Annotated in this window: 20 protein-coding genes; 10 read left to right on the plus strand and 10 right to left on the minus strand. The window is 70.9% G+C overall.

Features of this window, described 5'->3' with window-relative positions; all coding sequences use genetic code 11:
* Nucleotides 1–34 precede the first annotated feature (34 nt).
* Nucleotides 35–1,429 (minus strand): discoidin domain-containing protein, encoded by a 1,395-nt coding sequence (locus SD460_RS18930; protein ID WP_290059188.1) that lies wholly within the window; start codon nucleotides 1,427–1,429, stop codon nucleotides 35–37.
* Between the two features lie 132 nt (nucleotides 1,430–1,561).
* Complete coding sequence (locus SD460_RS18935) at nucleotides 1,562–4,795, minus strand: S8 family serine peptidase (protein ID WP_318306451.1); 3,234 nt, start codon at nucleotides 4,793–4,795, stop codon at nucleotides 1,562–1,564.
* 235 nt (nucleotides 4,796–5,030) lie between these two features.
* Between SD460_RS18935 and SD460_RS18940 the strand changes: the two genes are divergently transcribed.
* The 6 genes from SD460_RS18940 (at nucleotide 5,031) to SD460_RS18965 (ending at nucleotide 12,657) form a co-directional block, all read left to right on the plus strand.
* Nucleotides 5,031–5,645 (plus strand): TetR/AcrR family transcriptional regulator, encoded by a 615-nt coding sequence (locus tag SD460_RS18940; RefSeq protein ID WP_290059186.1) that lies wholly within the window; start codon nucleotides 5,031–5,033, stop codon nucleotides 5,643–5,645.
* Between the two features lie 2 nt (nucleotides 5,646–5,647).
* Nucleotides 5,648–6,547 carry an ABC transporter ATP-binding protein gene (locus SD460_RS18945; protein WP_290059185.1) on the plus strand — a complete coding sequence of 300 codons (900 nt, stop codon included), beginning with the start codon at nucleotides 5,648–5,650 and terminating at the stop codon, nucleotides 6,545–6,547.
* Nucleotides 6,544–8,103, plus strand: a complete 1,560-nt coding sequence (locus tag SD460_RS18950) for an ABC transporter permease (RefSeq protein WP_290059183.1) — start codon at nucleotides 6,544–6,546, stop codon at nucleotides 8,101–8,103. The genes SD460_RS18945 and SD460_RS18950 overlap by 4 nt, the downstream gene beginning before the upstream one ends.
* 174 nt (nucleotides 8,104–8,277) lie before the next feature.
* Nucleotides 8,278–9,726, plus strand: a complete 1,449-nt coding sequence (locus SD460_RS18955) for an amidohydrolase (RefSeq protein WP_318306452.1) — start codon at nucleotides 8,278–8,280, stop codon at nucleotides 9,724–9,726.
* 84 nt (nucleotides 9,727–9,810) lie between these two features.
* Entirely contained in the window at nucleotides 9,811–12,153 is a 2,343-nt protein-coding gene (locus SD460_RS18960) for a GH92 family glycosyl hydrolase (RefSeq protein ID WP_290059179.1), read from the plus strand.
* 27 nt (nucleotides 12,154–12,180) lie between these two features.
* A complete protein-coding gene (locus SD460_RS18965; RefSeq protein WP_290059178.1) occupies nucleotides 12,181–12,657 on the plus strand; it encodes a DUF2127 domain-containing protein in 477 nt (158 codons plus the stop codon).
* Between the two features lie 6 nt (nucleotides 12,658–12,663).
* Here the strand turns inward: SD460_RS18965 and SD460_RS18970 are convergent, their stop codons facing one another.
* Complete coding sequence (locus SD460_RS18970) at nucleotides 12,664–13,374, minus strand: PP2C family protein-serine/threonine phosphatase (RefSeq protein ID WP_318306453.1); 711 nt, start codon at nucleotides 13,372–13,374, stop codon at nucleotides 12,664–12,666.
* Nucleotides 13,375–13,514: 140 nt separating this feature from the next.
* Between SD460_RS18970 and SD460_RS18975 the strand changes: the two genes are divergently transcribed.
* Complete coding sequence (locus tag SD460_RS18975) at nucleotides 13,515–13,943, plus strand: nuclear transport factor 2 family protein (protein ID WP_318306454.1); 429 nt, start codon at nucleotides 13,515–13,517, stop codon at nucleotides 13,941–13,943.
* A 36-nt stretch (nucleotides 13,944–13,979) separates the two neighbouring features.
* On the opposite strand, the gene SD460_RS18980 is transcribed toward SD460_RS18975, so the two are convergent.
* The 4 genes from SD460_RS18980 to SD460_RS18995 all read right to left on the minus strand — a co-directional run bounded on the left by SD460_RS18980 (nucleotide 13,980) and on the right by SD460_RS18995 (nucleotide 18,064).
* Nucleotides 13,980–15,818 (minus strand): glycosyltransferase family 39 protein, encoded by a 1,839-nt coding sequence (locus SD460_RS18980; protein WP_318306455.1) that lies wholly within the window; start codon nucleotides 15,816–15,818, stop codon nucleotides 13,980–13,982.
* Complete coding sequence (locus tag SD460_RS18985) at nucleotides 15,818–17,074, minus strand: bifunctional glycosyltransferase family 2/GtrA family protein (protein ID WP_290055302.1); 1,257 nt, start codon at nucleotides 17,072–17,074, stop codon at nucleotides 15,818–15,820. The genes SD460_RS18980 and SD460_RS18985 overlap by 1 nt, the downstream gene beginning before the upstream one ends.
* Before the next feature lie 103 nt (nucleotides 17,075–17,177).
* Nucleotides 17,178–17,798: a hypothetical protein gene (locus SD460_RS18990; protein WP_290055300.1), complete on the minus strand. Its 621-nt coding sequence runs from the start codon at nucleotides 17,796–17,798 to the stop codon at nucleotides 17,178–17,180.
* On the minus strand, nucleotides 17,795–18,064 hold the full coding sequence (locus SD460_RS18995; RefSeq protein WP_290055299.1) for a hypothetical protein: 270 nt from the start codon (nucleotides 18,062–18,064) through the stop codon (nucleotides 17,795–17,797). The genes SD460_RS18990 and SD460_RS18995 overlap by 4 nt, the downstream gene beginning before the upstream one ends.
* A gap of 863 nt (nucleotides 18,065–18,927) precedes the next feature.
* Between SD460_RS18995 and SD460_RS19000 the strand changes: the two genes are divergently transcribed.
* Nucleotides 18,928–19,998, plus strand: coding sequence for a helix-turn-helix domain-containing protein (locus SD460_RS19000; RefSeq protein WP_318306456.1), 1,071 nt, complete (start codon nucleotides 18,928–18,930; stop codon nucleotides 19,996–19,998).
* Complete coding sequence (locus SD460_RS19005) at nucleotides 19,995–21,182, plus strand: hypothetical protein (protein WP_290055295.1); 1,188 nt, start codon at nucleotides 19,995–19,997, stop codon at nucleotides 21,180–21,182. Before SD460_RS19000 ends, SD460_RS19005 begins: the two co-directional genes overlap by 4 nt.
* Here SD460_RS19005 and SD460_RS19010 read toward each other — a convergent pair.
* The 3 genes from SD460_RS19010 to SD460_RS19020 form a co-directional block, all read right to left on the minus strand.
* Entirely contained in the window at nucleotides 21,130–21,690 is a 561-nt protein-coding gene (locus SD460_RS19010) for a GNAT family N-acetyltransferase (RefSeq protein WP_290055293.1), read from the minus strand. The genes SD460_RS19005 and SD460_RS19010 overlap by 53 nt on opposite strands.
* 177 nt (nucleotides 21,691–21,867) lie before the next feature.
* On the minus strand, nucleotides 21,868–23,700 hold the full coding sequence (locus tag SD460_RS19015; protein WP_290055291.1) for a glycosyltransferase family 39 protein: 1,833 nt from the start codon (nucleotides 23,698–23,700) through the stop codon (nucleotides 21,868–21,870).
* A 4-nt stretch (nucleotides 23,701–23,704) separates the two neighbouring features.
* On the minus strand, nucleotides 23,705–25,243 hold the full coding sequence (locus tag SD460_RS19020) for a sensor histidine kinase (RefSeq protein ID WP_290055289.1): 1,539 nt from the start codon (nucleotides 25,241–25,243) through the stop codon (nucleotides 23,705–23,707).
* 177 nt (nucleotides 25,244–25,420) lie between these two features.
* Between SD460_RS19020 and SD460_RS19025 the strand changes: the two genes are divergently transcribed.
* Complete coding sequence (locus tag SD460_RS19025; RefSeq protein ID WP_290055287.1) at nucleotides 25,421–25,987, plus strand: hypothetical protein; 567 nt, start codon at nucleotides 25,421–25,423, stop codon at nucleotides 25,985–25,987.
* The last annotated feature ends 5 nt before the right edge of the window (nucleotides 25,988–25,992 follow it).

A 25,992-nucleotide genomic window follows, 5' to 3' on the forward strand; every position in this document is an offset into this window, starting at 1 on the left:
CATTCACTACATCGCGCCGCACCCCGGCACCCGCTCAGGAGGCGTAAGCCTCCACTTCGGACACCTGCCCCGCGGGCCACCCGCTGTTGCCGGTGAACACCAGCCGCAGGTACCGATCCGCGCTCGACACCGGAATCGTCACCGCGTTCCCGCTCCCCGGGTCGAACACGTACCCCACCGGACTCCCGCCGTTCACCGCGATCGTCTGCGTCCGGCGGCCCCACGACGGCGGCAGCTTGACCACCACCCGGCCGACCGGAGCCGGCGCGCCGAGGTCCACCGTCAACGTCTGCGGGAAGGCGTTGTTCGTGCTCTCCCAATAACTCGACGCGTTCCCGTCGACGGCGTTCCCCGGCGGGTACCCGCCCTGCGACCCGCTCGCCGTGACCGGCCGGCCCTGCGCGAGGTTGACCGACGCGGGTGGCGGACCGCCGAGCTGGGCCGCCCAGTAGCGGGTCCGGTCCAGGTAAGCGGTTTCCGAAGCCGCGCCCGAAGTCCCGTAGGCACCGGAAAACGTCTCGTAGGCGCCCGAAGGCGGCGCGGACCGCGCGGGCTCGATGATCGACCCTTCGTGCCATTCGTTGAACGACGTCACCGAGACCCAGTCCGCCTGCGAAGAAAGCGCGTTCTGCCACTCCCGGTCGTAGGTCGCGCCGTTGTCGCGCCCCAGGGTGGGGGTCGTGTTGCCCGGCACCGCGCGGTCGTCGACGTAGCCGGGCCCGACCGAAGGCGCCCACACGAGCCCGTTCGCCTCGCAGTACGCGCCCGCCTCGCGCCAGCCCGGCGCGGTGGCCCCGGCGATCGCGTCGTAGGTGTACATCCCGCCGAAGTGCGCGACCTTGCTCGTGTCGGTCGTCTGCGCAAGCACGATCGCCGACGAGCGCACCTGGTCCAGCGCCGTCCAGTCGGTGATCCGCAGGCTCTCGAAGACGTAGAACGCGCCCCGCCCGCCTTCGCGGTAGAACGCGGGGCTCGAGCCGTAGCGCCCCAGAAGGTAGTTCACGTCGGCCACGGTGGACTCCGCCGTTCGCCCGCTGTAGGGCTCGAGGTGCCACGCGACACGGATCCCGTGCCGGGCAGCGGCTTCCAGTACGCCCGCCGCCAGGCCGTCCTCATAGGACCCCTGGCCCCACCAGCTGTAGACGATCACCCCGGCGCCGGACTGCTCGATCCAGCGCATGTGCTGCTCGACGGCGCCGGAGAAATCACCGGAGTCGTACGCGCCCAGCACCGGGTAGAAGTTCGCGCCGATGTCCGACGGCGGCGTGTGCCCACCCTGCTGCCAATGCCGGTAGCCGGTGGAACTGCCGCCGTACCAAGGGTAGTAGAACAGGTGGGTCCGGGAAGAGAGCGCGGCCGCGTGCGCGACACCCGGCAAAGTGGCCGCCAGCAAGAGAAGCGCGGCGAAGAACATCGAAATCCGGCGCATGTTCGGAGACCATACGGACACGCACTGAACCAGGGCAACACCTCACCGGACATACGCAATCTTGCGTCGGGAAGTCACCAGAAAAGCGAAAACCGCCCCGGGCGAACCCGGGGCGGTTTCCGTTGAGCGGGACTAGCTGACGGCGTTGATCAGCACCAGCGAGGAGCCGACCGTGACACCGGTGTCGGTCTGCACGGTCAGCTGACCGCGCAGGGTCCGGCCGGCCGCCGGGGCCGCCGTGGCGGTCACCGTCGCCGGCACCGTCCACGAGCTGCCCGACGCGTGCGCCGCGTTGGCGTCGGTCACCGCGACCGACCCGAAGGCCGGGTTGGTGAACACGTCGAGGTAGTCGAACTCGGTCGTGCCCGCGGGCACCGCGTACCCGTCGACCAGCGCGACCCAGACACCCGCCGCCGGGTTGGCGATGGTCACCGACTCCTCGGAGTCACCGTCCGCGCTCTGGCCGGCGAGCACGCACGAGCCGGTCGTGCAGTTGTACAGCACCAGGTCCAGGTCGGCGCCGACGTCGGACGTCTTGCCGATCGTGGCGGTCAGCGACGTCGAGCCCGGCGTCACCGCGATCTGGTACTGCTGCTGCGCGCCTTCGCCGATCGACGGCCGCGCCACCTTCGCGCTGCCCAGCGTGGCGCCGTTCAGCTTGCCGGTGAACGCGCCGAGGGTGTTCGTCACGGTGTACGACCGCGCGATCGGCGTGTTCAGCGTGGCCGAAGCGATCGTGTCCGGGTTCGGCGCGATGGCCGTGCCCAGCACCGACGCCGACAGCTTGTACGCCGAGTCGGCCGCATCGGACGTCCGGCGCGCCTCGACGACGATCTCCCACACGCCCGGGAGCGGGTTGGCGATCGTGCGGCTGGTCGGCGTGCCACCGGGGCAGCCGGCACCCGCGTCGGGGAGGTAGCAGTACGTCGTGGACGTGCTCGCCTCGGCCGGGACACCGGTCGGGTCGTAGCGCAGGAACCGCACCTGGCCCTTGCCCGGCGCGCCGGCGCCGGCGTCCAGGTCGACCTTCAGCGCGCTGGCGCCCTGCGGCACCCGCACGAAGTAGCTGGTCGCCTGGTTGCGGGCGATCTTGCCGGACACGTCGATCTGGTAACCCTTGTCCGCCGTGAACTCCTGCGGCGCGAAGACCGTGTTGAGGGTCTGCACGTCGACGCCGATGGTCAGCGGGTTGTCCAGGTTCAGCACCGCCGAGTGGGCGCCCGCCTTCTTCGGGTCGACCTTGACGTCGAACTTCACCGGCGTGTTCAGCGGCAGGACCACCGTGGACTTCGACGAGAACGTGCCGTCGTTGCCCGTCCACCGCGCGAAGTACGGCACCGGCTGCGCCGAACCCGTGGTGCGGGTGATCGTGTACGTGCGGGTGTAGGACTTGCCCGTGGTCACGCCTTCGCGGTCGTGGATGCCCACGCCCGTGTTCGGGGTGGCCAGCAGGCCCGACAGCGCCGTGTGCACCTCGACCGACGTCGAAACGGTGTCCGGCTTCGGGTTCAGCGACAGCGCGACGAACGCGGCCGGGACGTTGAACAGGCCCGCGCCCTGTGCGTAGGCGTCGATGCCCGGCACGAACCGCGCGGTCGACTTGATGGCCGAGCGCAGCTGCGCGACCGGCGGCCGCTGGCCCTTGTGCGTCGCCTTGTACGCGCTCACCAGCAGTGCCGCCGCGCCGGTCGCCTGCGGCGACGCCATCGACGTGCCCTGCAGCATCGCGTAGCCCGCGGGCAGGCCGTACGTGCCGGCCACCGGGCCTCCCGCTTCCCAGCGCGGGATGGTCGCGATCGCCGCGCCGGGCGCGATGATGTCCGGCTTGAAGCCGCCGTCTTCACGCGGGCCGCGCGAGGAGAACGGGTGCAGCGACTCGGCGTTCTTGGTGACCGAGCCGTAGTTCGACAGCCAGGTCTCCTTGGTGATGTACGAGCCGACCGAGATCGCGTCCGTGGCCACCGACGGGTCGCCGACGGTGTTCGCCCCGGCGCCGCTGTTGCCGGCCGAGATGAAGATCTGGACGTTGTACTCGGCGATCGTGCGGTTGTAGAGCTCCGCGCGGGCGTTGTTGCCGTCGTTGAGGGCCGGCAGGCCGCCGATCGAGATGTTGATGACGTCGGCGCCGTGGCTGGCCGCGTAGACGACGCCGTCGATCAGGCCCGACGACGTGCAGGCGGTGCCGGTGAGGCAGACCTTGACGGCCAGGAGCTTCGCGCCCGGGGCCGCGCCGTCCATCTTGCCGCCGAAGAGGTCGTTGCCGGCGGCGATGCCCGCGACGTGCGAGCCGTGCTCGGCGCCGGAGATGCCGATGCCGACGTAGCCCGGCTTGTCGGTCTGGACCACGAAGGCCATCCGCTCGGCGACGTCGGTCGCCGGGTTGTCCGTGCCGAAGAAGCCGTAGTCGTACTTCTTGGCGTAGTCGGTCATCGGCTTCTCGTCGGTGAAGTCGCCGTTGCCGTTGAGGTCGACCCGGACCTCCTTGGTCGCGCTGTCGAGCAGCACGCCCCACGAGTCGGCGCGGTCGCCGTCGCGGTTGACGTCACCGCCGGTCTCGCTGTCCGCGCCGCCCAGGTCGCCCGCGGTCTCGCTGAAGACGCCGAAGGTGTACGGGCCGCCGGTGGCCGGGGCCGTCCAGTTCTTGCCGTTCGCGGTGAAGGCGCCGGTGTAGGTCGCGGTGGACTGCTTGACCCAGGTGCCGTCGCCGGAGTTGGTGGCGTTGGCGTTGTACCAGTCGACGATCTTGCGTTCGCCGTGGCTGGTGGTGGCCAGCGCGGGGGAGTCGAGGTCGACGCCGGAGTCGAGCACCGCGACCGTGGTGTCCTTGCCGTCCCAGTTGGGCAGGACCTGGCCGAACTGCGCCGCGTAGGTGTCCCCGGTCGGCAGGTACGGGTTGACGCGCGGGGTGTTCTTGCCCGGGGCCGGCTGCGGCAGCGGGGTGGTCGCGCCGTCGGGCTTCGGGTCGTCGCGCACGATGAGGCCGTCGACGTCGACGGCGTTCACGGACTTGAGCTTCGCGGCCTTCTCGGCCTTGTCCGTGGGGATGCTGACCTTGACGTAGTCGAGCTTGGTGTCGGTGGATTCGACGACGCCGCCGAGCGCCTTGAGCTCGTTCACGGCGGTGCCGGTCTGGCCCTTTTCCGCCGCGATCAGCAGCGTGACGTCCGGCTTCCCGGCCTTTTCGGCTTCGGCGACGAGCGCGCGGTCGTGCTCGTCGAGGGTCTTGCCGTCGGCCACGCCGGTCGAGGGCGGAGCCTGCTGGGCGGACGCCACGGGAACGGCGACGCCGAGGACGGAGGCGCCGAGAGCGGTGGCGAGGACGGTGATCCCGGCCCGCCGTCTCCAGCGCGGTCTGTGCTGTGTCACTGAAACGACCCTTCGTGAAGATGTGCGTCCGAGCAGTACACAGTGTGGGATCTTCGTCAGCAATAAGACAGTTAGCCCAAAGACCGCAATTGGTTGCGAGCCGAATGGCCTAATCCACTGCCCGGTTGAGCGGTAACGCAAAGCCGCACTTTCACGTGAAAGTGCGGCCTTGCTATACGTGCGTATAGGGGGCTACATTCATGTGTAGTCGACTACACGCACGTATAGGACGGGCATGAGCACCGAAGACCTCACCGCGCGGGCCCGGATCCGTGACGCCGCCATCCGGCTGTTCACCGAACGCGGCATGGAAAAGACGTCCATCCTGGACATCGCCGAGGAAGCCGGGGTGTCGGGCGGGCTCATCCGCCACCACTTCGGCTCGAAGGACGGCCTGCGCGAGGCCTGCGACACCTACGTCTTCGACGAACTCCTCAAGTTCAAAGAGGAGGTGCTGGCGAAAGGCGTCGCGGACCCGGGGTTCCTCCCGACGTTCGACGCCCGCCAGCTGCTGTTCCGCCGGTACCTGGGCCGGGCGATGATCGACGGCTCCGAAGCCGCGGCCGCCCAGTTCGTCGAGATCGTCGACGGCACCGAGCGCTACTTCCGCGGGTCGGGCATGGAAATGCCCGACCCGCGAGGTGTCGCCGCCGCGCTCGCCGCGATGACCGGCGGGCTGATGATCCTGCAGGACCACGTCGCCCGCGCGCTCGGCGAGGAGCCGGGCACGAACGAGGCGATGCTGCGCATGTCGCTGGCCGCCGGGCACCTGTTCCTGAACCCGCTCGGCGACGCCGAAGTCCTCGAAAAGGCCCGCGAAGCGCTGGCCGCGTACGAACGGAAGGAATGACGATGGCCGAAGCGATCACCGCCGACGGCCTCACCAAGGCGTTCGGTCCGGCGAAGGCCCTCGACGGGCTCAACCTGACCGTTCACACCGGCGAGGTGCACGGGTTCCTCGGGCCCAACGGCGCCGGCAAGACCACGACGATCCGCGTCCTGCTGGGGCTGGTGCGGGCCGACGGCGGCCGCGTCACCCTGCTCGGCGGCGACCCGTGGACCGACGCGACGAAGCTGCACCGGCGGCTCGCGTACGTGCCGGGCGACGTCACCCTCTGGCCCAACCTCACCGGTGGCGAGGTCATCGACCTGCTCGGCCGGCTGCGCGGCGGCCTCGACGTCCGGCGGCGCGCAGAGCTGATCGAGCGGTTCGACCTCGACCCGCGGAAGAAGGGCCGGACCTACTCCAAGGGTAACCGGCAGAAGGTCGCGCTCGTGGCGGCGCTGGCGTCCGATGTGGAGCTGCTGGTCTTCGACGAGCCGACGTCCGGGCTCGACCCGCTGATGGAAGAGGTGTTCCGGCAGGTCGTCGCGGAGGAGCGCGAACGCGGCGACCGGACGGTGCTGCTCTCTTCGCACATCCTTTCCGAGGTCGAGGCGCTGTGCGACCGCGTGACGATCATCCGGGCCGGGCGCACCGTCGAGTCGGGCACCCTGGACGAGCTGCGGCACCTCGGGCGGATCACGATCGACGCGTCGCTCGCGCACGTGCCGGCGGACCTGGGGTCGCTGCCGGGCGTCCACGACCTCAGCTCGTACGGCTCTCACGTCCACCTGTCCGTCGACCAGTCGTCGCTGGACGACGTGATGCGGCACCTGGCCGGGGCCGGGCTGCGGAACCTGGTGAGCCGCCCGCCGACGCTCGAGGAGCTGTTCCTCCGCCACTACGAGCCGGTCGGAGCGGCGCGATGACCGGGACCTTCGCCCTTCTGCGGCTGGTGCTGCGCCGCGACCGGCTGCTGATGCCGCTGTGGATCGTATGCCTCGCGGCCGCGCCGATGGGCTACCTGTCGTCGATCGAGGCGGCGTACCCGGACGCGTTGTCGCGGCAGCGCTTCTACGACCTCAACGCGTCCAGCGCGACGTTCGTGGTCCGCAACGGCCCGCTCTACGGCCCGTCGGCAGGAAACCTGCTGGCGTGGCAGTGCGGGTTCGTCCCGGTCGTCGCCGGGCTGATCGCGCTGCTCACCGTCGTCCGGCACACCCGGGCCGAGGAGGAGGCGGGCCGTCGGGAGCTGACCGGCGCGACCGTCGTCGGGCGGCACGCCGGACTGGCGGCCGCGGTCATCGCGGCCTGCGGGGCGTGCCTGGTCCACGGCCTGGTGACCGGGGCCGGGCTGGCCGCGCAGGGCGTCCCCGCCGCCGGCGCGCTGGCGCTGGGGCTCGGGTTTTCGTTGTGCGGCTGGGTGTTCGCCGGCGTCGGTGCGGTCGCGGCGCAGCTCACGTGGGGTACGGGCGGTGCGCGGGGCATCGGGATCGGCGTGCTGGTGCTGGCGTTCCTGCTGCGCGCGGCGGGCGACAGCAGCGGCTCGGCGGGCTGGCTCTCGTGGCTGTCGCCGATCGGCTGGGCGCACCGGCTGCGGCCGTTCGCGGGGGAACAGTGGTGGGTCCTCGCGCTGGGCGTCTCGGCTTCGGGGCTGCTGGTGGCCGTGGCGGTCGCGGTGTCCGCACGGCGTGACCTCGGTGCGGCCCTGCTGCCCGCGCGGCCGGGGCGGGCGACGGCGAAGGCGTCCCTGCGCTCGCCGTGGGCGCTGGCCTGGCGGCTGCAGCGGGGGACGCTGGTGGTCTGGACCGGCTGCCTCGCGCTGATCGGGCTGCTGATGGGCGGGGTCGCGCGGAACGTCGCGGAGATGATGCGGGACAACCCGGCCGTCGGGGCGGTGTTCTCCCGCGTCGGCGGTGGTGGCGCGGTGACGGACGCCTACCTCGCGGGCACGATGACGTTGTTCGGCCTCGTGGCGGCGGGGTACGCGGTGCAGGCGATGCTGAAGCTGCGAGCCGAGGAGGCGGCGGGCCGCGCGGAACCGGTACTGGCGACGGCGGTCGGGCGGACCGGCTGGGCGTCGGCGCACGGGCTGATCGCGCTCGCGGGTTCGGCGTTCCTGCTGGCGGTCACCGGGCTGGCGACCGGCTTGGCGTACGGGACCGGCGCGTCACTGGTCCCGGCGGCGCTGGCGCAGCTGCCTGCGGTGTGGGTGATGGCGGGGCTGGTGGCGGCGCTGATCGGCTTCGTCCCGCGCTTCGCCGCGGCGGCGTGGGGGCTGCTGGGCGCGTTCCTGCTGGTGTCGCTGGTGGGATCGGCCTTGCGGTGGAGCCCGGCGGTGCTGGGCGTTTCGCCGTTCCAGCACCTGGCGCGCTTGCCGGGAGGGACGTTCTCGGTGGCCCCGGTGCTGTGGCTGGTCCTGATCGCTTCGGCGGCCGGCTTGGGCGGCCTCGTCGCCTTGCGACGACGAGACATCCCGGCCTGAGCGGCAACCGAGGGAGTCGAACCCTGCGCGGCTTGTGAAGGCGGCGCCCATGGACCGGCCCTGACCCTTCGGCGGGCGACGGCTGCCATCTCTTACAACGCTTCTGGTACCCGGAAATTCCCCGTACCAAGCCGTGCTTCACCCGGACGGGGGCAGGCTGGCAAGGTAAGCGGCATGGACGATCTCCTGCTGCGCCGCGTGCGCCCCGGGCTCGGCGGCGAGCTCGCGGACGTCCGCGTGAACGACGGCCGCGTCACGGCCATCACCGAGCCCGGGTCCGCCGGGTTCGCCGCTCGGGTGGTCGACGGGCACGGCGGCACGCTGCTGCCGGGCTTGGTGGACGCGCACGTCCACGTCGTGCAGTGGGCGACGTCCCGCCGTCGCATCCCCCTGGACGCGGCCCGGTCGGCGGCGGAGGCGATCGAGCTGCTGCTGGCGCATCTGCTGGCGACGCCCGCGCCGCAGTCGGAGCTGGTGGTGGGCGCGGGCTTCCGCGACGGGCTGTGGCCGGACCTGCCGCACAAGGACATGCTGCAGCGCGCGCTGCCCGGCCGCGCGGTCGCGTTGTTCGGCGCCGACCTCCACACCCTCTGGCTGAGCCCGGCGGCCCTGAAGCTGATCGGCCGCGACCACCCGACCGGCGTCCTGCTGGAAGCCGACTGCATGAGCGCGACGGCCCAGCTCCCCACGGCGTCGATCGAAACGCAGGACGCGTGGGTGGCCGAGGCACTGGCGGCGGCGGCCGCGCGCGGCGTGACCCGGATCGTCGACTACGAGTACGCGGACACGGTGGCGGACTGGACCCGCCGCGGTACGCCGTCGACCCGGGTGTCGTGCGTGATCGCGAAGCACCTCCTGGACCAGACCATCGAGCGCGGACACCGCACGGGCGACGTCCTCCCGGATTCCGGCGGGCTCGTCACGGTCGGCCCGTTCAAGCTCTTCGTGGACGGCTCCCTCAACACCCGCACGGCCTACTGCCACGACCCCTACCCGGGAAGCGGTTCCCCGGGACTGCTGGAACTGCCGCCGGCCGCGCTGGTTCCGTTGCTGAGGCGGGCTTTCGACCACGGCTTGCTCCCGGCGGTCCACGCGATCGGGGACCACGCCAACAGCATCGCCCTGGACGCGTTCGAGGAGGTCGGCTGCCCGGGCCGCATCGAGCACGCGCAGCTGCTCGCCCCGGCCGACGTCCCGCGGTTCGCGGCTCTGGGCCTGGTGGCGTCGGTCCAGCCGGCCCACCAGCCCGACGACCGGGACGTGGCGGACCGCCACTGGCACGGCCGGACTTCGCGCGCGTTCCCGTACCGGTCGCTGCTGGAATCGGGCGCCCGCCTGGAGTTCGGCTCGGACGCCCCGGTGGCACCGCTGGACCCCTGGGACGGGATCGCCTCGGCGGTCGCCCGCACCGACGACGACCGGCCGCCGTGGCACCCGGAGCAGTCGATCCCGTTCCCCGACGCACTGGCCGCGTCCTCGGACGGCCGCCGCGGCGTGGCGGTGGGCGACGTGGCGGACCTCATGGTGACGGCGACCGACCCGTCGGCGCTGTCGCCGTCGGACCTGCGAAACCTCCCGGTGACGGCGACCATCCTCGGTGGGCACGTGACGCACCAGGTCTGATCCGGCGTGCGGGGCTTGCAATGTCCACCGGACAACGGAAAAGATCACACGACCGATGTGACAACGTTGTCAGGAGGACACGGGATGAGAGCGCGGACACGCGTCCTTGCCACCTTGCTCGCCGGAGCCACCACGATGGCCCTCGCGACCCCCGCGCAGGCCGCCGGACCGAGGTTCGCCGACGACCCCACCACGCTCGTCGACACCTCGATCGGCAACAACGGGGACGGCACCACCTTCCCGGGCGCCACCACCCCGTTCGGGATGGTGCAGCTCAGCCCGGACACCCAGCTCAAGAAGTACGCGTCCTACGACTACGCCCAGGACACGACCCTCGGCTTCAGCCACACCCACCTCTCCGGGGTCGGCTGCCAGACGATGGGCAACTTCCGCTTCATGCCCACCACCGGCGCCGTGACCAGCAGCGATCCCGCGCAGTACGGCGCCAAGTTCAGCCACGCCGACGAGACGCGCCGGCCCGGGTACTACGGCGTCAAGCTCGGCAACGGCGTCGAAGCCGAGCTGACCGCCACCCAGCGCACGGGCCAGCACCGCTACACCTTCCCGGCCGGTGCGAGCCAGAACGTCCTGATCGAGGTCGGCGAGAGCAACGGCTACACCTACGCCGGGGACGTGCACGTCGTCGGCGACGACACCGTCGAGGGCTGGCTGCAGGGCGGCAACTTCTGCTGGGAGACCCAGAAAGAGCGCTACAAGGTCTTCTTCAGCGCCAAGTTCGACCGGAAGTTCACCGGCTTCGGCACCTGGACCGACGACAAGCTGACCGCGAACCAGCGTGACGCGAAGCTCGGCAGCCGGCGCACCGGCGCCTGGCTCAGCTTCGGGACCGAGAAGAACCAGGTCGGCGCCTCGGTCGGCCTGTCGTACACGTCGGTCGACGGCGCCCGGCTGAACCGCGGCACCGAGCAGCCCAAGTCGTTCGGCAAGGCCGAAAAGCAAGCGCACGACACCTGGGAAGACGAGCTGAACCGGCTGCGCGTCGCCGGTGGGACGACCGCGGACCAGCGCACCTACTACAGCGCGCTGTACCGGTCGCTGCTGCACCCGTCCGTCGGGTCCGATGTGGACGGTTCCTACCGCGGCTTCGACGACGCGGTGCACCGCAGCCGTGACACGTACTACCAGATGTTCTCGCTCTGGGACACCTACCGCTCGCAGAACCAGCTGGTCGCGCTCCTGCACCCGGACAAGGCCGCGGACATGACCAAGTCCGTCCTCAAGATCTACCAGGACGGCGGCTGGGTCCCGCGCTGGGCGCTCGGCGGCGGCGAGACGAACGTGATGAGCGGCGACCCCGTCACGCCGTGGGTGGTCGACAACTACCGCCGCGGCATCCTGGACGACAAGACCGCGCGCCAGCTCTTCGACGCCTTGTGGCGCAACGCCAACGAGGTGCCGGCGGACCAGTCCGTCTTCCGCGGCCGCGACGGCAACCCGACGTACGTGAAGAACGGCTGGATCGGCTACCAGGACCTCCCCGGCTACACCTACGGCGACACCCGCCAGGCCGGTTCGGCGACCCTCGAATACGCGCTCGCCGACTGCGCACTGTCCACAATGGCGGCCGGGCTGGGCTACCGCGACAAGGCCGCGACGCTCTCCGCCCGCTGCGGCAACTTCGCGAACCTGTGGGACACCGGCGTCGAATCCCACGGGTTCACGGGTTTCCCGCGCACCAAGGCCGCGGACGGCACCGGCGTCGGCAACCCCGACCCGGCGCAGTCGACCGGCTTCCACGAGGGCACGCCGTGGCAGTACCAGTGGCTCGCCCAGCAGGACACGGCCAAGCTGTTCGGCCTGATGGGCGGCCCGACGCAGGCCGAGAAGCGGCTCGACACGTTCTTCGACCTGCCGCTGCTGCTCACCGACCCGGCGAAGGCCGCCAAAGACTCCTGGGTCCACGGCGCGTACGATTACCACAACAACTTCGCCTTCAACCCGAACAACGAGCCCGACCTGCACGCACCCTGGATGTACAGCTGGACGGGGGCGCCGTGGAAGACGTCGGCCGTGCTGCGCGCGGCGCGGACGCTCTTCACCGACACGCCGTACGGCATGCCCGGCAACGACGACCTCGGCACCATCTCGTCGTGGCTCGTCTTCGGCATGACCGGCGTCTTCGAAGCCCAGCCCGGCTCCGGGACGTACCTGCTCAGCACCCCGATGTTCGAGAAGGTCGAGATCCGCCCGGCCGGCGGCCGCAAGATCGAGATCGAGGCACCCGGCGCGAGCGCGGCGAAGCTGCAGTACACCAAGGACGTCCGGGTCGGGTCGCGCGGCTACGACCGCGGCTGGATCTCCCACGCGGACCTGCTCCGCGCGGGCAAGATCCGATTCTCGCTGAGCGACACGCCGACGACGTGGGGCACGAAGTCCGTTCCGCCCGCTCTGTCCCAGGTGCGCTGACCTGCGGTTTGTGCTGAGCTGGGGTGCATGACGGAAGCGAAGACCACGGCGACCGAGAAGTTCTTCCGGGTCGCCATCGCGATCAAGGGCCTCGACGGCGCTCTGCAGGTCGTCGGGGCCCTGATCCTCGCCTTCATCCCGGCGTCCGCCGTCAGCGGGTTCACCCACGCGGTGATCACACGCGACCTGCTCGGCGACCCCTCGGGCACCCTCGCGCGGCACCTGGAGTCGGCGACGGAGAACTTCATCGACGGTGACACCAAGACGTTCGCCGTCGCCTACCTGCTGGCCCACGGGCTCATCAAGCTCGGCCTCGTGTGGGCGCTGGCCCGCAAGATCGTCCGCGCCTACCCGGTGGCCGCCGTCATCCTCGCCGCCTTCGTGGTCTACGAGATCTTCCGGGCCGTGCACACCCACTCGATCGCGCTGCCGTTCTTCGCCGCGCTCGACGTCGTGATCATCGTCCTCGTGCTGCGGGAGTACCGGCAGCTGAAACGGGGTTAACCGGGTTCACGCGGCGACGGGAAATCGCACCGTCGTGCTGTCGGCCTCCAGGGGTTCGACGTAGATGGCGGTCGCGTTGTCGGAGCCGCCGCGGGCCAGCGCCGCCTCGACGAGTTCGGCGGCGCCCGTGCCCGGCTGGGCCAGCACGGCGCGGATGCCGGCGCCGGCGAGCGGCTTGTGGATGCCGTCGCTGGTCAGCAGCAGGCCCGCGCTCGTGGTCTCGGCCGTGCCGATCTCGTGCGGTTCGGTGGTGCGGACGCTGGTCGTGACGACGTGCTCCATCCGCGGCGTCACCGGCTGGTGGCGGGCGCGGAAGTACTCGGCGAGCGTGTGGTCGGTGGTCAGCCGGGAGAGCGTGGTGCCGTCCCAGGAGTACGCGCGGGCGTCGCCGACCCAGGCGATGCGGTAGCCGCCGTGTTCGGCCGGCATCGCGACGACGAGCACGGCGTCCCCGCCGGTCTGCTGGCGCACGGCGCGCTGCGCGGCGAGCACCGCCTCGACCGGTCCTTTGTGGACGGGAGTGCGCGCGGCGGCCGCGGCGGCGGCACGGGCGGCCTTGGCGGCGGCGGGATCGTCGCCGACCCCGTCGGCGAGCGCGAAGACGACGCCGGGCCCACCGGCGGCGGCGTACGCCCCGACGGCGTCGGCGTTGAGCGAGCGGGGGCCCTGCGCGCTCGCGGTGTGCCAGCGCGGGTACCCCGGACGGGTGGTGATCATCGCGGCCTCCTCATCCCCTCTGAAGCCCATGATCCGCGCCGAACCTGTGGACCGTCTGAGACTTTGCCGTGCGTTTCCGCCGCTGGCGGCGTGGCGCGCACTAGGGAAAGTACTTGTACTTTCCCTGTAAGATCGTTTCGGTGGACGACTACCGGGCGCTGGCGAACTTGATCTTTTCCTACGCCGCCCTGGTCGACGCGGGAGATTTCGCCGGGGTGGGCGAGCTGTTCGCGCACGGATCGTTCGTGGGCAGCGGCGGTTCGTCGTTCGGAGCGGCGGCGGTCGAGCGAATGCTGCGCGAGACGGTGATCGTGTACGAGGACGGAACCCCGCGCACTAAGCACGTGACGACGAACGTGGCGGTGGAGGTGACGGGATCGACCGCCACTTCGAGCGCGTACTTCACGGTGCTGCAGGCGGTTCCGGGCCTGCCGCTGCAGACGATCGCGGCGGGCCGGTACGCGGACCGGTTCGCCGCCCGGGGCGGCCAGTGGCACTTCACGGAACGCCGGGTGACGGTGGACCTCGTCGGCGACATCAGCCACCACCTGCGCCCGAAAGGGGCGTGAGCGCCGGATCGCGCTCACGCCCCTGGGTGCGTGCCGTCAGCTCTGCAGGTCGTACACCGTCTGGCCGTCGACCGTGGTGGCGGTGAAGTTCGCCGTCACCCAGTCCGTGATCTCCGACGAACCGCCCCCCGGCCCGCCTCCCCGGCCACCCTCGATGTAGTACTTGATCTCGCCCGCCGCCACGTACGCCTTGAACTCGGCCAGCGTCGGGGCCGGGTCCGAGCCGCTCCAGCCGCCGATTCCGATCACCGCCTTGCCGCTGGCCAGTTCCAGCGATGCCGCGCTCTGCGAGCCGGTTGTCGCCGCGGCCCACGTCGTCGTGGTCTTCGCCAAAAGCGAACCGACCGCGCTCGACGAAGAATCCTCACCACCGAAACCACCATCGCCGAAGCCGCTCGACGTCGGGCCGGACGTCGGGATCGAACCGCTGTGGGCCACCGAAGCCGTCTCGACGCCGTACGCCGCGGACGACACCCCGATGGTCAGGACCAGGGCCGCCGCCACGACGGCGACCAGCCGGCGCGACGCGGGCGCGCCCATCACCAGCACCGTGCCGACCAGCACGCCCAGCACCGCGACGAACCACTTCAGCGCCGGGAACCAGTCGGGCGTCCGGTCGAGCAGGATGAACGACCACACCGCCGTCGCCACGACCATCCCCGCCAGCACCGCCCGCGGCGCGAGGTTCGTGCGGCCCTGCCACAGCGCGCGGCCCGAAATCGCGACCAGCCCGGCGATCGCCGGCGCGAGCGCCACCGAGTAGTACGGGTGGACCGTGCCGCTCATGAAGCTGAACACCGCCGCCGTCACGACCAGCCAGCCGCCCCACAGGACCAGCGCCAGCCGGGTGCGGTCGGTGCGCGGCGCGCGGCGGGTGAACCACAACCCGGCGACCAGCCCGATCAGCGCGGCGGGCAGCAGCCACGAGATCTCCGTGCCGAAGCTCGAACCGAACATCCGGAACAGGCCGGTCGACCCGCCGAACCCGGTGTTGCCGCCCATGCCGCCACCCATGCCGCCGCCGTTGCCCTCGCCGCCGAAGATGCGGCCCAAACCGTTGTAGCCCAACGCGAGTTCGAGCAGGCTGTCCCCTTCGGACCCGCCGATGTACGGCCGCGACGCCGCCGGCCACAGCTCGACCAGCGCGATGAACCAGCCCGCCGAGACGACCAGCGCGACGACCGCGCCGCCGAGGTGCAGCAGCCGCCTGCCCAGCGACGTCGGCGCGGCGAGCAGGTACACCAGCCCGAACGCGGGCAGCACCAGGAACGCCTGCATCATCTTCGTCAGGAAGCCGAATCCGATCGCGACGCCGGCCAGCGCGAGCCACCGCGGGCTCGCCTTTTCCGTGGCCCGCACGACGAAGTAGGCGCCCGCGACCATGAGCAGCACGAGCAGCGCGTCCGGGTTGTTGAACCGGAACATCAGCGCCGCTACCGGCGTCACCGCCAGAATCGCCCCTGCCAGCAGCCCGGCGACCGGGCCCGAGGTCCGCTTCACCGTGAGGTACAGGATCCCGACGGACGCGACGCCCATCAGCGCCTGCGGTGCCAGCACGGTGAAGCTCGAGAAACCGAAGATCCGCGCGAACAACGTGCCGGCCCACAACGCGGCCGGCGGCTTGTCGACGGTCAGCACGTTGCCCGAGTCGAGCGAGCCGAACAGCCACGCCTTCCAGCTCTGCGTCCCGGACTGCACGGCCGCCGCGTAGAAGGAGTTGCCGTAGCCGGACGCGGTCAGGTTCCAGAAGTAGAGCACCGCGGTCGCGGCCAGCAGCCCGAACGCGGCCGGGCGCACCCAGCGCGGCGGTGCGTGCGGCGCGGACTCCTTCCGGTGCCTCGGTTCGGAAACCGGGGCGGGCAGGACGGCGGTCATCAGGACTCCTTCTGGGTGGCGGCCTGGCGGCGCGGGTTGAACACCCAGCCGCGCAGGAGCAGGAAACGGAGCACCGTGGCGGCGAGGTTCGCCAGCACGAGCACGGTGATCTCCAGGACGAGGCCGGGTGTGGTGGATCCGTTGAGCAGCGCCAGCGATCCGCTCGTCAGCGCCAAGCCGAGGCCGAACACGATCAGCCCTTCGAACTGGTGCCGCCCGGCGCCGGCGCGGCCGCGGATGCCGAACGTGAGCCGCCGGTTCAGCGCGGTGTTGCCGATCGCGGTCACCAGCAGCGAGGTGAAGTTCGCGGCCTGCGCGCCGACGACCGTCCGCAGCAGCAGGAACAGCACGAGGTAGGCGAGCGTGCTGCTGACGCCGATCGCGGCGAACCGCACCAGCTGCGTCACCAGCCGCGGCGGCACGCCTGGCGCGTCGATCCCGATCGGCTGACGGCCGAGCTGCTCGCGCAGCTTGCTGACCGGGATTTCGCCGGTGAAGGTGGCCTTCGTGACGCGGGCGATGCCCTTGAGGTCCTCGGTGGCGGTCTTGACGATGTTGACCGACGAGTCCGGGTCGTCGACCCAGTCGACCGGCACCTCGTGGATCCGCAGCCCGGCGCGCTGCGCCAGGACGAGCAGCTCGGTGTCGAAGAACCAGCCGGTGTCGACGACGTGCGGCAGCAGCTCGCGGGCGACGTCCGCGCGGATCGCCTTGAAGCCGCACTGCGCGTCGCTGAACTTCGCGGCCAGCGTCGAGCGGAGGATCAGGTTGTAGCAGCGGGAAATGAACTCGCGCTTCGGCCCCCGCACCACTCGCGCCCCCCGGGCGAGCCTGCTGCCGATGGCGAGATCCGAGTGCCCGGAGAGCAGGGGCGCGACGAGCGGCCCGAGCGCGGCGAGATCGGTGGAGAGGTCGACGTCCATGTAGGCGAGGACAGCCGCGTCGGAGGCCCGCCAGACGGCGTTGAGCGCGCGGCCGCGGCCCTTTTCGTCGAGGTGGTGGACGGCCACCTCGGGGAACTCGCGGGCCAGTCTTTCCGCCACCTGCAGCGTCGCGTCGGTGCTCGCGTTGTCCGCGACGGTGATCCGGTACGGGTAGGAGACGTGTTCGGCCAGGTGCGCGTGCAGCCGTCGGATGCACGGTTCGAGGTCGGCCTCTTCGTTGTAGACCGGGATGACGACGTCGAGAACGGGCTGCGGGCCGGCCAGGTCGACCGGGACGGTCCCGGGCCGCGGTGCGGGGGCGGTGGCTGTCATGCCCCCACGGTCGCGGCCGCCGCTTTGGTGATCGTGTGATCTCTCTGTGCGGTTGCTGTGCGCCGCGCCCGGTGTCCGAGCGGTGGACACCGGGCAGCGGCGCTCAGCTGTGGGCGCGCAGCGGCACCACGTTGCTCGGCAAGGACGCCCGGCCCGGCTCGCGCTTCGGCGCGTCCGCGCTGATCGTGAGCGTCACCAGGCTCGCGTACCGCGGGTGCCGGTCGACGTACACCTCCGGCACCGAGCACGCCTCCGCCAGGACCGAGCGGTGGCGGTGCAGGTGGTCGAAGGCCTCGCGCCCGTACAGCGACACGACGACGTCACCGCCGCGCGGACGGCTCCAGAGGATGGTGGGCCGGCCGCCGGGGAGGCGCAGGTGCGGGAACACCGCCCGCAGCCGGTGCTGCAGCGCCACCGCGCGGAACCGGGCGCGGACCTGGCGGCGGCGCAGCACCGCCCAGCCGAGCGTGAGGGCCAGGAGCGCCGACGCCCACAGCGGACCCGCCCACAGCGCGAAGGTCACGACGCAGTAGGGGAGCAGGGTGACGGCCAGGATCTCCCACCGCCAGTGGTAGACGCGCAGCGGGAAGGACGGCTGCTTGCTGGTCATGTCCGTGCTCCTTTCGGTCGGGCGTCGGCGGAGGACACCGCCGAGGTGGTGCAGGAGACGTCCGGCGCCGGTCGCGGCCACGATGGCCGCGACGATCGCCGGCCCGGACGTCATGTCGGGATCCGGGTCTTGGGGGCGGGCCGCAGGTCCTTGTCCTTGCCGAGCCGCCAGGTCCACCGCCACCCCGCCCAGACCGCGGCGACGGATCCCATCAGGACGAGCACGACGGCCTGGCCGACGAGGCCGTCGAGCGGCGCGAGGCGCAGCAGCACCAGCAGCGCCCAGACTTGGGACGCGGTGAACGGGATGACGAGCCCGGCGGCGTAGACGCCGCGGCGCCAGCGGCTGCCGCGCGGCGCGGCGGTGGTGTAGGGGTCCATTGAGTGCCCTCCTCCTCGGTGGATCCAGAAAACCTCCGGAACGCCGCGCCTTGTGTGTCAGGTGACTCAGAAGGCGGGATTCAGCTCGCGATTCGTCGAAATTCGGCCAAGCGGGTAGACCGTCAGTCGTCTCCGGCCGGTGCTGATCACCCCTTGCCGCCGCAGATCGCGCGTCGCCCGCCGGTCGGCCGGAGCCGGACCGGCTGGGAATGCCGTCGGTTCCACTGCCCCACCTCCGTTGCGGTCCGAGGCGATCAGGTCCTCTTCCGGTTCGGCCGCCTCGACGTCGGGGAAGCCGTGCCGGACGACCGAGCGGTGCATCTCCTGCGAGACGCGGAGCGCGACGCGTCCGGCGTTGATACGCAGCTGTCGCTCGAGTTCGGGTGCGTCGACGAGACGGCAGGTGATGTCGATGTCGTCCGGGCGGACCAGACGCGGCGCGTTCTCACCTCGGTCGGCGAGCCGGCCGCGGTAGCCGGGGCCGGTCCAGGCGGCCGCCAGGCTTCATCGAGCGGCGAGAAGAGGACGTTGCGGGGCTGGGAACGCACCGAGTCCATCCGTCCGGTCGCATTCTCGATGTCGACCGGAACGACGGCCCAGTGCCGGGGTAAGTCGGCTGAGGTGTCCATGGCCCGCTCCTGCCTTCAGGTGTGAACTGAAGTTCAGTCAAGTTCACTGTATGGGATGGAGTACCTTGGAACAACCGAGATGGATCGACGTTATCGGTTTGGTGCGGCGGAATTAGGCCAGACGTAACACTTCAGTCTTCAGACTTGGAGGTTGCCGCGATGGGGTTGCTCCGTGAGGAGTATGATCAGCGCACCTGCTGGCAGTGCTGAAATTTGCTGAAGGGTGGCGAGGTCGTGTCCCCGAGCATGCCGCGGCCTGAGCTGCCTCGCCGCCTCCGGCACCTGCGCGAGCGGCATTGGCCCGAAGCCGGCATCACGCAGGCTCAACTGGCCGAAGCGCTCGGCGGGGACAAGCCGCTCAGCGTCTCGCTCATCTCGTCGTGGGAGAACACCGACAAGGTGGTCCGCCCGCCGGTGAAGCGGTTGGAGGCCTACGCGACGCTGTTCGCGACCCGCCGGTCGATGAGCGCCGAAAGCTTGCGCGTTCTCCCGGTGGAAGAACTGACGGACGAGGAGCGTGCCGAGCGCAAAGGCCTCCTGGAAGAGCTACTGGTGCTCCGCGAAGGCAAGAGGGGCAACCCGGTGCCGCGGGCGAAGGTCTGGAAGTTCCAAGAAGGCGAAGACATCACTATCGTCTGCGCTCAGCTCCCCGCGAAGCTCAGGGAACACTTCTCCTACGCCGACCCGGAGAGCGCCGACTTCGCCTCCCTGTACACCTACGCCGACCCGGATGCTTTGATCGAGTTGTTCGGGCACATCAGGGCGACGAACCCGGAAAACGCGGTCACTTTTCACACGAATGACGAGTTGACTCCTGACCTCTACACGACCCACCTGGTGTTGCTCGGCGGAGTCGACTGGAACACGGTGACTCGCGACGTCATCGAACGCGTCGACTTGCCGGTGCTGCAGGTCGTTCGCGACGGCAACGAGCCGACCAGCGGGCACGGTGGCTTCGAAGTCGAACGTCACGGCAAGAAGACGCTCTTCCCGCCGGAGTTGGATAGTCGAGGCCGGCTTTTGGAGGACGTGGCCCATTTCTACCGCGGCGTCAGTCCGTTCAACCAAAAGCGCACGGTGACCGTGTGCAACGGCATGTACGGTCGAGGCACGCTCGGAGCGGTCCGCGCGCTGACGGACAGCCGGTTCCGCGACCGGAACCAGGAGTACTTGAGCCAGCGGTTCGGCGACGCCGAATCCTTCAGCATAATCAGCCGGGTGCCCGTGGTGGCGGGCATGGGGCTCACCCCGGACTGGACCCTCGAGGAGAACCGGTTGCACGAATGGCCGGAGGCTGCCGCGTGAACGCAAGGCAGCACGAGTCCCACCGAGAACTGCTGACCCCCGTCGAAGCCGCCGGGGCACCGCACGCGCCGCTGGACGCGATCATCGTGCCCAATGGGCGACCGTCCGCCTACCTCGAGCACGCCATCAGTGCGGCGAAGCAGCTCAACACGCACTTGCTGTTGTTGTGCAGCCTGCGGGCGAACGCGTCCACCGCGGCCTTGGTGGCCAAGCGGGCGGGCGTCCGGGTGACCGCCATCGACGTGGACCTGCTGCCTCCCGGTGTCGTGCCCGAGTTCGCCACCGACAAGCTGCTCCGGAAGACGCGGTTCCACCGCCACGCCGACACCAGCCTGAAGCGCAATCTGGGGTTGCTCGTGGCGAGCCTCGCCGGGTGGAAGCGGATCGTCTTCCTCGACGACGACATCGTGCTGCCGAAGCCGGGTGACCTCCTCGCTGCGGCCGGGTTGCTCCAAGAGCACCCAGTCGTCGGTCTCGCGAACACCGGCATGCCGGACAACTCGGTCGTCTGCCACGCACTCCGCGACGTTGGCGTCTGCCAGGACACGTTCATCGGCGGTGGAGCGATGGTGGTCGGGGAATCCGCCCTCGGCTCGTTCTTCCCCAATATCTACAACGAAGACTGGTTCTTCTTGCTGGACGGGCTGCGGCTGCGCTCGTCGGCTGTCACGGGGTCCGCGTTCCAATACGACTACGACCCGTACAGCGATCCGCGGCGGGCACGAGGTGAGGAACTGGGCGACACCCTCGCCGAAGGTGTGTTCGGTCTGTTGGACAACGGCAGGGGTCTTGCGGACGCCAACGCCACCTACTGGGCTGCGTTCATCGCCGCGAGACGAGAGGTCATCCGGACGACGATCTCGCGGGTAGAGGCGTCAGTGATCGAGCCGGCGCAGCGAGGGAGGATGGTCAATGCGCTGAAGGCCGCGATCGGTCGCAGTCACCTGATCAGCCCGGAACTGTGCGTCGACTACTTGCGCGCTTGGCAGAGCGACTGCGTGCGCTGGCGCAGGCACGTTCGTGAACTCCGGCGTGACCACCGCGGCGGATGGGGGATCGAGGAGGCGCTCACGACGCTGCGCATCGGCAACATCGCTCAGCCTGGTGTCGACGGGCGTATCAGCGCCGGACTCAGGCGAAAGCAGCTACCGCCGGCTCGGCCGATGGCGCGGGTGTGGGCATGACGCTCGTGATGTTCTTGACGAGCACGTGGCAGATTTCCCGCTCGCGCTTCGGGAACCATCCCTTGGCTGGGATCGGATAGGCGCGGCAAGTCACCTTTTGGTGTCCCCAGTCTTCGTACCCGAGCCGCTCGTAGAGTCGGGCGGCCCGGTCGTTGTCGGTCCGCACCGCGAGCGTGATCCGCTCGTTGCCGAGACTTGCGGCGTGCTTCTCGACGGCCTTGATCAGAGCGCGGCCGACCCCCTTGCTGCGGTACTTCTCCAGAACCTCGAGATGGGTGAGTTGGGGGACGCCCTTGAGGTACCTGTCGATCTTCTTCTCTTCGGCCTTCTCGAGGCGCAGGTAAACCACGCCGGCAGCCTTGCCCTTGATCCACGCCGCGAACAGAACGCCTCGACCGGCCTGCTGGCGGTGGAAGTGATCGGTGAGGAATGCCTCCTCGCCGAAGGCGTTGATCAGCTTGTCGAGCTGGCCCAGCCTTCTGACCTGCCCAACCACAGCGTCGGCCACCGATGGACTCCCGTTCGTCATAGGCCCTATTCGTGCGAGCCTGAGGGAACGAGTTGCCACGCTTAAGTCCATTTGGCACGCTCCCCATGCATGCCGCAGGGTGCGGCGATGATTTCATGCTTACTGAATGTGAGATAGCCCCCTGTCAATCTTCAACGGAGAGTAGTCGTCCGGTTGCTAGTTGGCGGTAGTCAGGTCGTAGACCGTTACACCGTCCACAGTGGACGACTGATAGTGCTCGGCCACCCACTCGGCGATCTGCTGGGCCGCGTCGGAACCGCTGCTGCCCTGCATCGTCATGCCCTCACCGAGGAAGTAGTGGATCCGGCCGCTCGCCACGTACTGCTGGAACTGCGCCAGCGTCGGGTATGGGTCCGTCCCATTGAACCCGCCGACCGCCATCACCGGGGCGCCGCTCGCCAACTGGTAGCCCGCCGCCGCGTTGGACAGGACCGTGGCCGCCGTCCACGTGTAGTGGGAGGCGTCCTGCTGCAGCAACGACGTGAGCGAAGCGCCGGGCGTCGTCGTGCTCAGCAGCGAACCCGGGCCACCTCCGCGTCCGCCGCCGAAGCCGGAGGACGGGCCTGCTGATGGGATTGCGCCGCTGTGGGGCGCCGATGCCGTGGCCAGGGTGTACGCGCCCGTGCCCGACAACGTCACGACGAGGGCGAGGACGGCGACCGCGGTGGCGGCCCAGCGAGTCAATTGGGCCGCGAAGAACAGCGCCACCGTGGCCAGCAGGCCGCCCACCAGGATCGTCGGGGCCAGCCACGTCGAGCCCGCCAGCACCAGGTACGCCGTGAGGGCCGTCAGGGCCACGCCGCCGCTCAGGAGGCCGGAGGCGGCCGGGCGGGAACGCAGGCGCCACAGCTGGACCGCCGCCGTGCCGACCAGTGCCGCGATCGGTGGGGCCAGTGCCACCGTGTAGTACGGGTGGATGATGCCGCCCATGTAGCTGAACACCAGCGCCGTCACGACCAGCCAGCCGCCCCACAGGAGCAGCGCCGTGCGGGAGCGGTCGGTGCGCGGGGCGCTGCGGGTGAACCACAGGCCGGCGCCCAGTGCCAGCAGGGCCGCCGGCAGCAGCCACGCGATGCCGCCCGCCATCTCGGTGCCGAAGAGCCTGGTCAGGCCGGTCGAGCCCCAGCCGCGGCCGGCGCCGCCGCCGACGCTGCCGACCTCGTCGCCGGTGATGCGGCCGAAGCCGTTGTAGCCGAAGACCAGTTCCCACAACGAGTTCGTCTGGGAGCCGCCGATGAACGGGCGGTCGGCCGCCGGCCACAGCGCGACCACCACGAGGTACCAGCCGGCCGCCGCTACCGTGGAAAGCAGCGCGCCCAGCAGGTGCAGCAGCCGCTTGCCGAGCGGCACCGGCGCCGCGACGAGGTAGGCGAGCGCGAACGCCGGGAGCACCAGGAACGCCTGCAGCATCTTCGCCAGGAACCCGAAACCGACCGCGACGCCGGCCAGCGCGAGCCAGCGCGGGCTCGCCTTCTCGGCCGCGCGGACCACGCAGTACGCGGCCGCGACCAGGAGCAGCACCAGCAGCGCGTCGGGGTTGTTGAAGCGGAACATCAGCGCGGCGGCCGGGGTCAGGGCCAGCACGAGCCCGGCGACCAGGCCCGCGGCCGGGCCGGACGTCCGCCGGACGGTCGCGTGCAGCAGCCAGACCGAGCCGACGCCCATCAGCGCCTGCGGCACCAGGACGCTCCACGCGTTGACGCCGAACAGGCGCGCCGAGAGGCTCATCACCCACAGCGCCGCCGGGGTCTTGTCGACCGTGATCGCGTTCGCCGCGTCGCTGGAGCCGAAGAACAGTGCTTTCCAGCTCTGCGAACCCGCCTGCGCGGCCGCCGAGTAGAAGGCGTTGGCCCAGCCGGACGCCCCGAGGCCCCAGAGGTAGAGCACGGCCGTGCCGAGCAGCAGGACGGCCAGGGCGGGGCGGTGCCAGGTGGCGCGGACGGGCGCGGAAGGAGTCACGACGGTTTCGCGTGACGCTAAGGCGGTCATGGGATCAGCTTCCGGTGCCCAGCTGGGGCCGGGTTGTGCCGATGCTGTGCACCCGCTGTGCGGGCACGGCCACGGGGAGGCGCACCGCGAACTCGGTCCGTCCCGGCCGGCTGTGCACCTCGATGGTGCCGTGGTGGGCGAGCACGACGGCGGACGCGATCGCCATGCCCAGCCCGGTGCTGCCGGCCGTGCGAGAACGCGACGAATCACCGCGCGCGAACCGCTCGAAGACCTCCGGGAGGAGGCTCGGGTCGATGCCCGGGCCGTTGTCGGTCACCGTGAGCACGGCGCTGCCGTCAGCCGAGCGGGCGAGCGCGGTCACGACCGTGGTGCCGGGCGGGGTGTGCGCGCGGGCGTTGGCCAGCAGGTTCGCCAGCACCTGGTGCAGGCGCTGGACGTCGCCGTGCACGAGGACCGGGTCCGGCGGCAGCTCGAGGAGCCAGCGGTGGCCGCGGCCGGCGACCTGGGCGTCGCCGATCGCGTCGGCGACCAGGCGGGTGAGGTCGACGTCGCGGACGTCGAGCGGGCGCCCCGCGTCGAGGCGCGCGAGCAGGAGCAGGTCCTCGACGAGCGCCGACATCCGGACGGCCTCGGACTGGATCCGGTCCATCGAGTGCGCCACGTCGGGCGGCACCAGCGCGCTGCCGCGGGCGGCCAGTTCGGCGTACCCGCGGATGGCGGCGAGCGGCGTCCGCAGCTCGTGGCTGGCGTCCGCGACGAACTGGCGGACGCGGATCTCGCTGTCGTGGCGGGCTTCGAGGGCCTGCGCGACGTGGCCGAGCATGAGGTTGAGCGCCGAGCCGACCTGCCCGACCTCGGTGCGCGGGTCGGTGTCGGACGCCGGGACGCGGATCGACAGCGCCACCTGGCCGCGGTCGAGCGGCAGCTCGGTGACCTGCCCGGCGGTGGCCGCGACGCGGTCGAGCGGGCGCAGCGTGCGGCGGACCGCGAACGCGCCGAGGAAGGCCGCGCCGAGCACGCCCGCGGCGGCGACGCCGAACAGGATCAGCCCGACGGTGACCAGCGTGGCGGTGACCGGCGCCAGCGGCAGGCCGGTGACGACGACTTCGCCGGTCCCCGCGACCGGCAGCGCCATCAGCCGGTACTCGCCGAGGTCGTCGAAGGTCACCGTGTGCGGCTCGCCGTCGGCGGGCACCGAGCGCATGACGGCCTGCTGGGCCGCCGTCAGCTGCAGGCGCTCGCCGTGTTCGGAGATGCTGTCGTCGTGGACGAGGTTGGTCCCGTCGAAGGTGCCGCTCACCGTGCCGACGTTCTGCCCGAGCGGGTGCTGGCCCTGGTCGCCGGGCAGCGGGCCGGTGGCCGGCTTCGGACCGGCGTTGCTCGCGAAGACGAGGGAGCGGGTCGCGGCGGCGGCCAGCTGCTGGTCGATCTGGCGGGTGAGGAAGAGGTCGAGCGCGAGTTCGCTGACGACGCCGACGATCAGGCACACCACGGTGAGCAGCACGACCATCGACCCGGTCAGCTTCGCGCGCAGCGAAAGCCGCCCCCGGCGGGGGCGTGACGAAGGGGTTCGCGCGGCCATGGGTCCAGCGTCCGGCCGGGCCGTGTGTGCGGGTTGTGTGCTGCCTGTGAGGCGGCTGTGCGGTGCCGGGTGCCCGATTCCTCCGGTCACAGGAACGGCTGACGGCGGGCACAGTCCGCGCACAGCGAGGGGCCGCACCGTGGATCCCACCGCAGGATCTCGTTAAGGAGCACCACGATGACCACACCGCAGGCACCGTCCACACCGGACCAGACGTGGGGCGCCGCGCCCGCACCGGGCACGCCGCAGAGGGCGAGCTGGTCCCCGCGCAAGAAGATCGCGGCGGGCGCCGTCGCGGCGGTGATCGTGGCCGGCGGGGGAGCGGCGGTCTGGGCGGCTTCGTCGTCCTCGGCGTCGACCGGCACGGCCATGGGCCCGGGCGGCATGAACGGCGGCGGAATGAACGGCGGCCCGGGCGGCGGCTTGGGCTCCGCGTTGCACGGGGAGTACGTGTCCTCGGACGGGAACGGCGGCTACGTCACGAAGATCATGCAGACGGGCGACGTGACGGAGCTGAGCGCGACGTCCCTGACGGCGAAGAGCGACGACGGCTTCACGAAGACGTACACGATCACGTCGGCGCAGGCGACGGGCCTGGCGACGGGCGACACGATCACGGTGGTGGCCACGGAGTCGGGCGACACGGCCACGGCGACGTCGGTGACGGAGGGCCAGACGGGCGCCCAGCCCGGCGGCGGTGGCCAGGGAACCCCGCCGTCGGGCGCCCCCACCCGGACCGGCTGAGCGCG

It is taken from the genome of Amycolatopsis solani (assembly GCF_033441515.1).
GTDB classification, from domain to species: Bacteria; Actinomycetota; Actinomycetes; order Mycobacteriales; family Pseudonocardiaceae; genus Amycolatopsis; species Amycolatopsis solani.

Coding starts and splice junctions, on each gene's coding strand:
- SD460_RS18970 (WP_318306453.1), bottom strand. CDS start 13,374: ATGATCACCACCCGTCCGGGGTACCCGCGCTGGCACACCGCGAGCGCG.
- SD460_RS18955 (WP_318306452.1), top strand. CDS start 8,278: ATGGACGATCTCCTGCTGCGCCGCGTGCGCCCCGGGCTCGGCGGCGAG.
- SD460_RS18960 (WP_290059179.1), top strand. CDS start 9,811: ATGAGAGCGCGGACACGCGTCCTTGCCACCTTGCTCGCCGGAGCCACC.
- SD460_RS19015 (WP_290055291.1), bottom strand. CDS start 23,700: ATGACCGCCTTAGCGTCACGCGAAACCGTCGTGACTCCTTCCGCGCCC.
- SD460_RS19020 (WP_290055289.1), bottom strand. CDS start 25,243: ATGGCCGCGCGAACCCCTTCGTCACGCCCCCGCCGGGGGCGGCTTTCG.
- SD460_RS18995 (WP_290055299.1), bottom strand. CDS start 18,064: ATGGACCCCTACACCACCGCCGCGCCGCGCGGCAGCCGCTGGCGCCGC.
- SD460_RS18965 (WP_290059178.1), top strand. CDS start 12,181: ATGACGGAAGCGAAGACCACGGCGACCGAGAAGTTCTTCCGGGTCGCC.
- SD460_RS18930 (WP_290059188.1), bottom strand. CDS start 1,429: ATGCGCCGGATTTCGATGTTCTTCGCCGCGCTTCTCTTGCTGGCGGCC.
- SD460_RS19025 (WP_290055287.1), top strand. CDS start 25,421: ATGACCACACCGCAGGCACCGTCCACACCGGACCAGACGTGGGGCGCC.
- SD460_RS18940 (WP_290059186.1), top strand. CDS start 5,031: ATGAGCACCGAAGACCTCACCGCGCGGGCCCGGATCCGTGACGCCGCC.
- SD460_RS18990 (WP_290055300.1), bottom strand. CDS start 17,798: ATGACGTCCGGGCCGGCGATCGTCGCGGCCATCGTGGCCGCGACCGGC.
- SD460_RS18980 (WP_318306455.1), bottom strand. CDS start 15,818: ATGACCGCCGTCCTGCCCGCCCCGGTTTCCGAACCGAGGCACCGGAAG.
- SD460_RS18945 (WP_290059185.1), top strand. CDS start 5,648: ATGGCCGAAGCGATCACCGCCGACGGCCTCACCAAGGCGTTCGGTCCG.
- SD460_RS18950 (WP_290059183.1), top strand. CDS start 6,544: ATGACCGGGACCTTCGCCCTTCTGCGGCTGGTGCTGCGCCGCGACCGG.
- SD460_RS18985 (WP_290055302.1), bottom strand. CDS start 17,074: ATGACAGCCACCGCCCCCGCACCGCGGCCCGGGACCGTCCCGGTCGAC.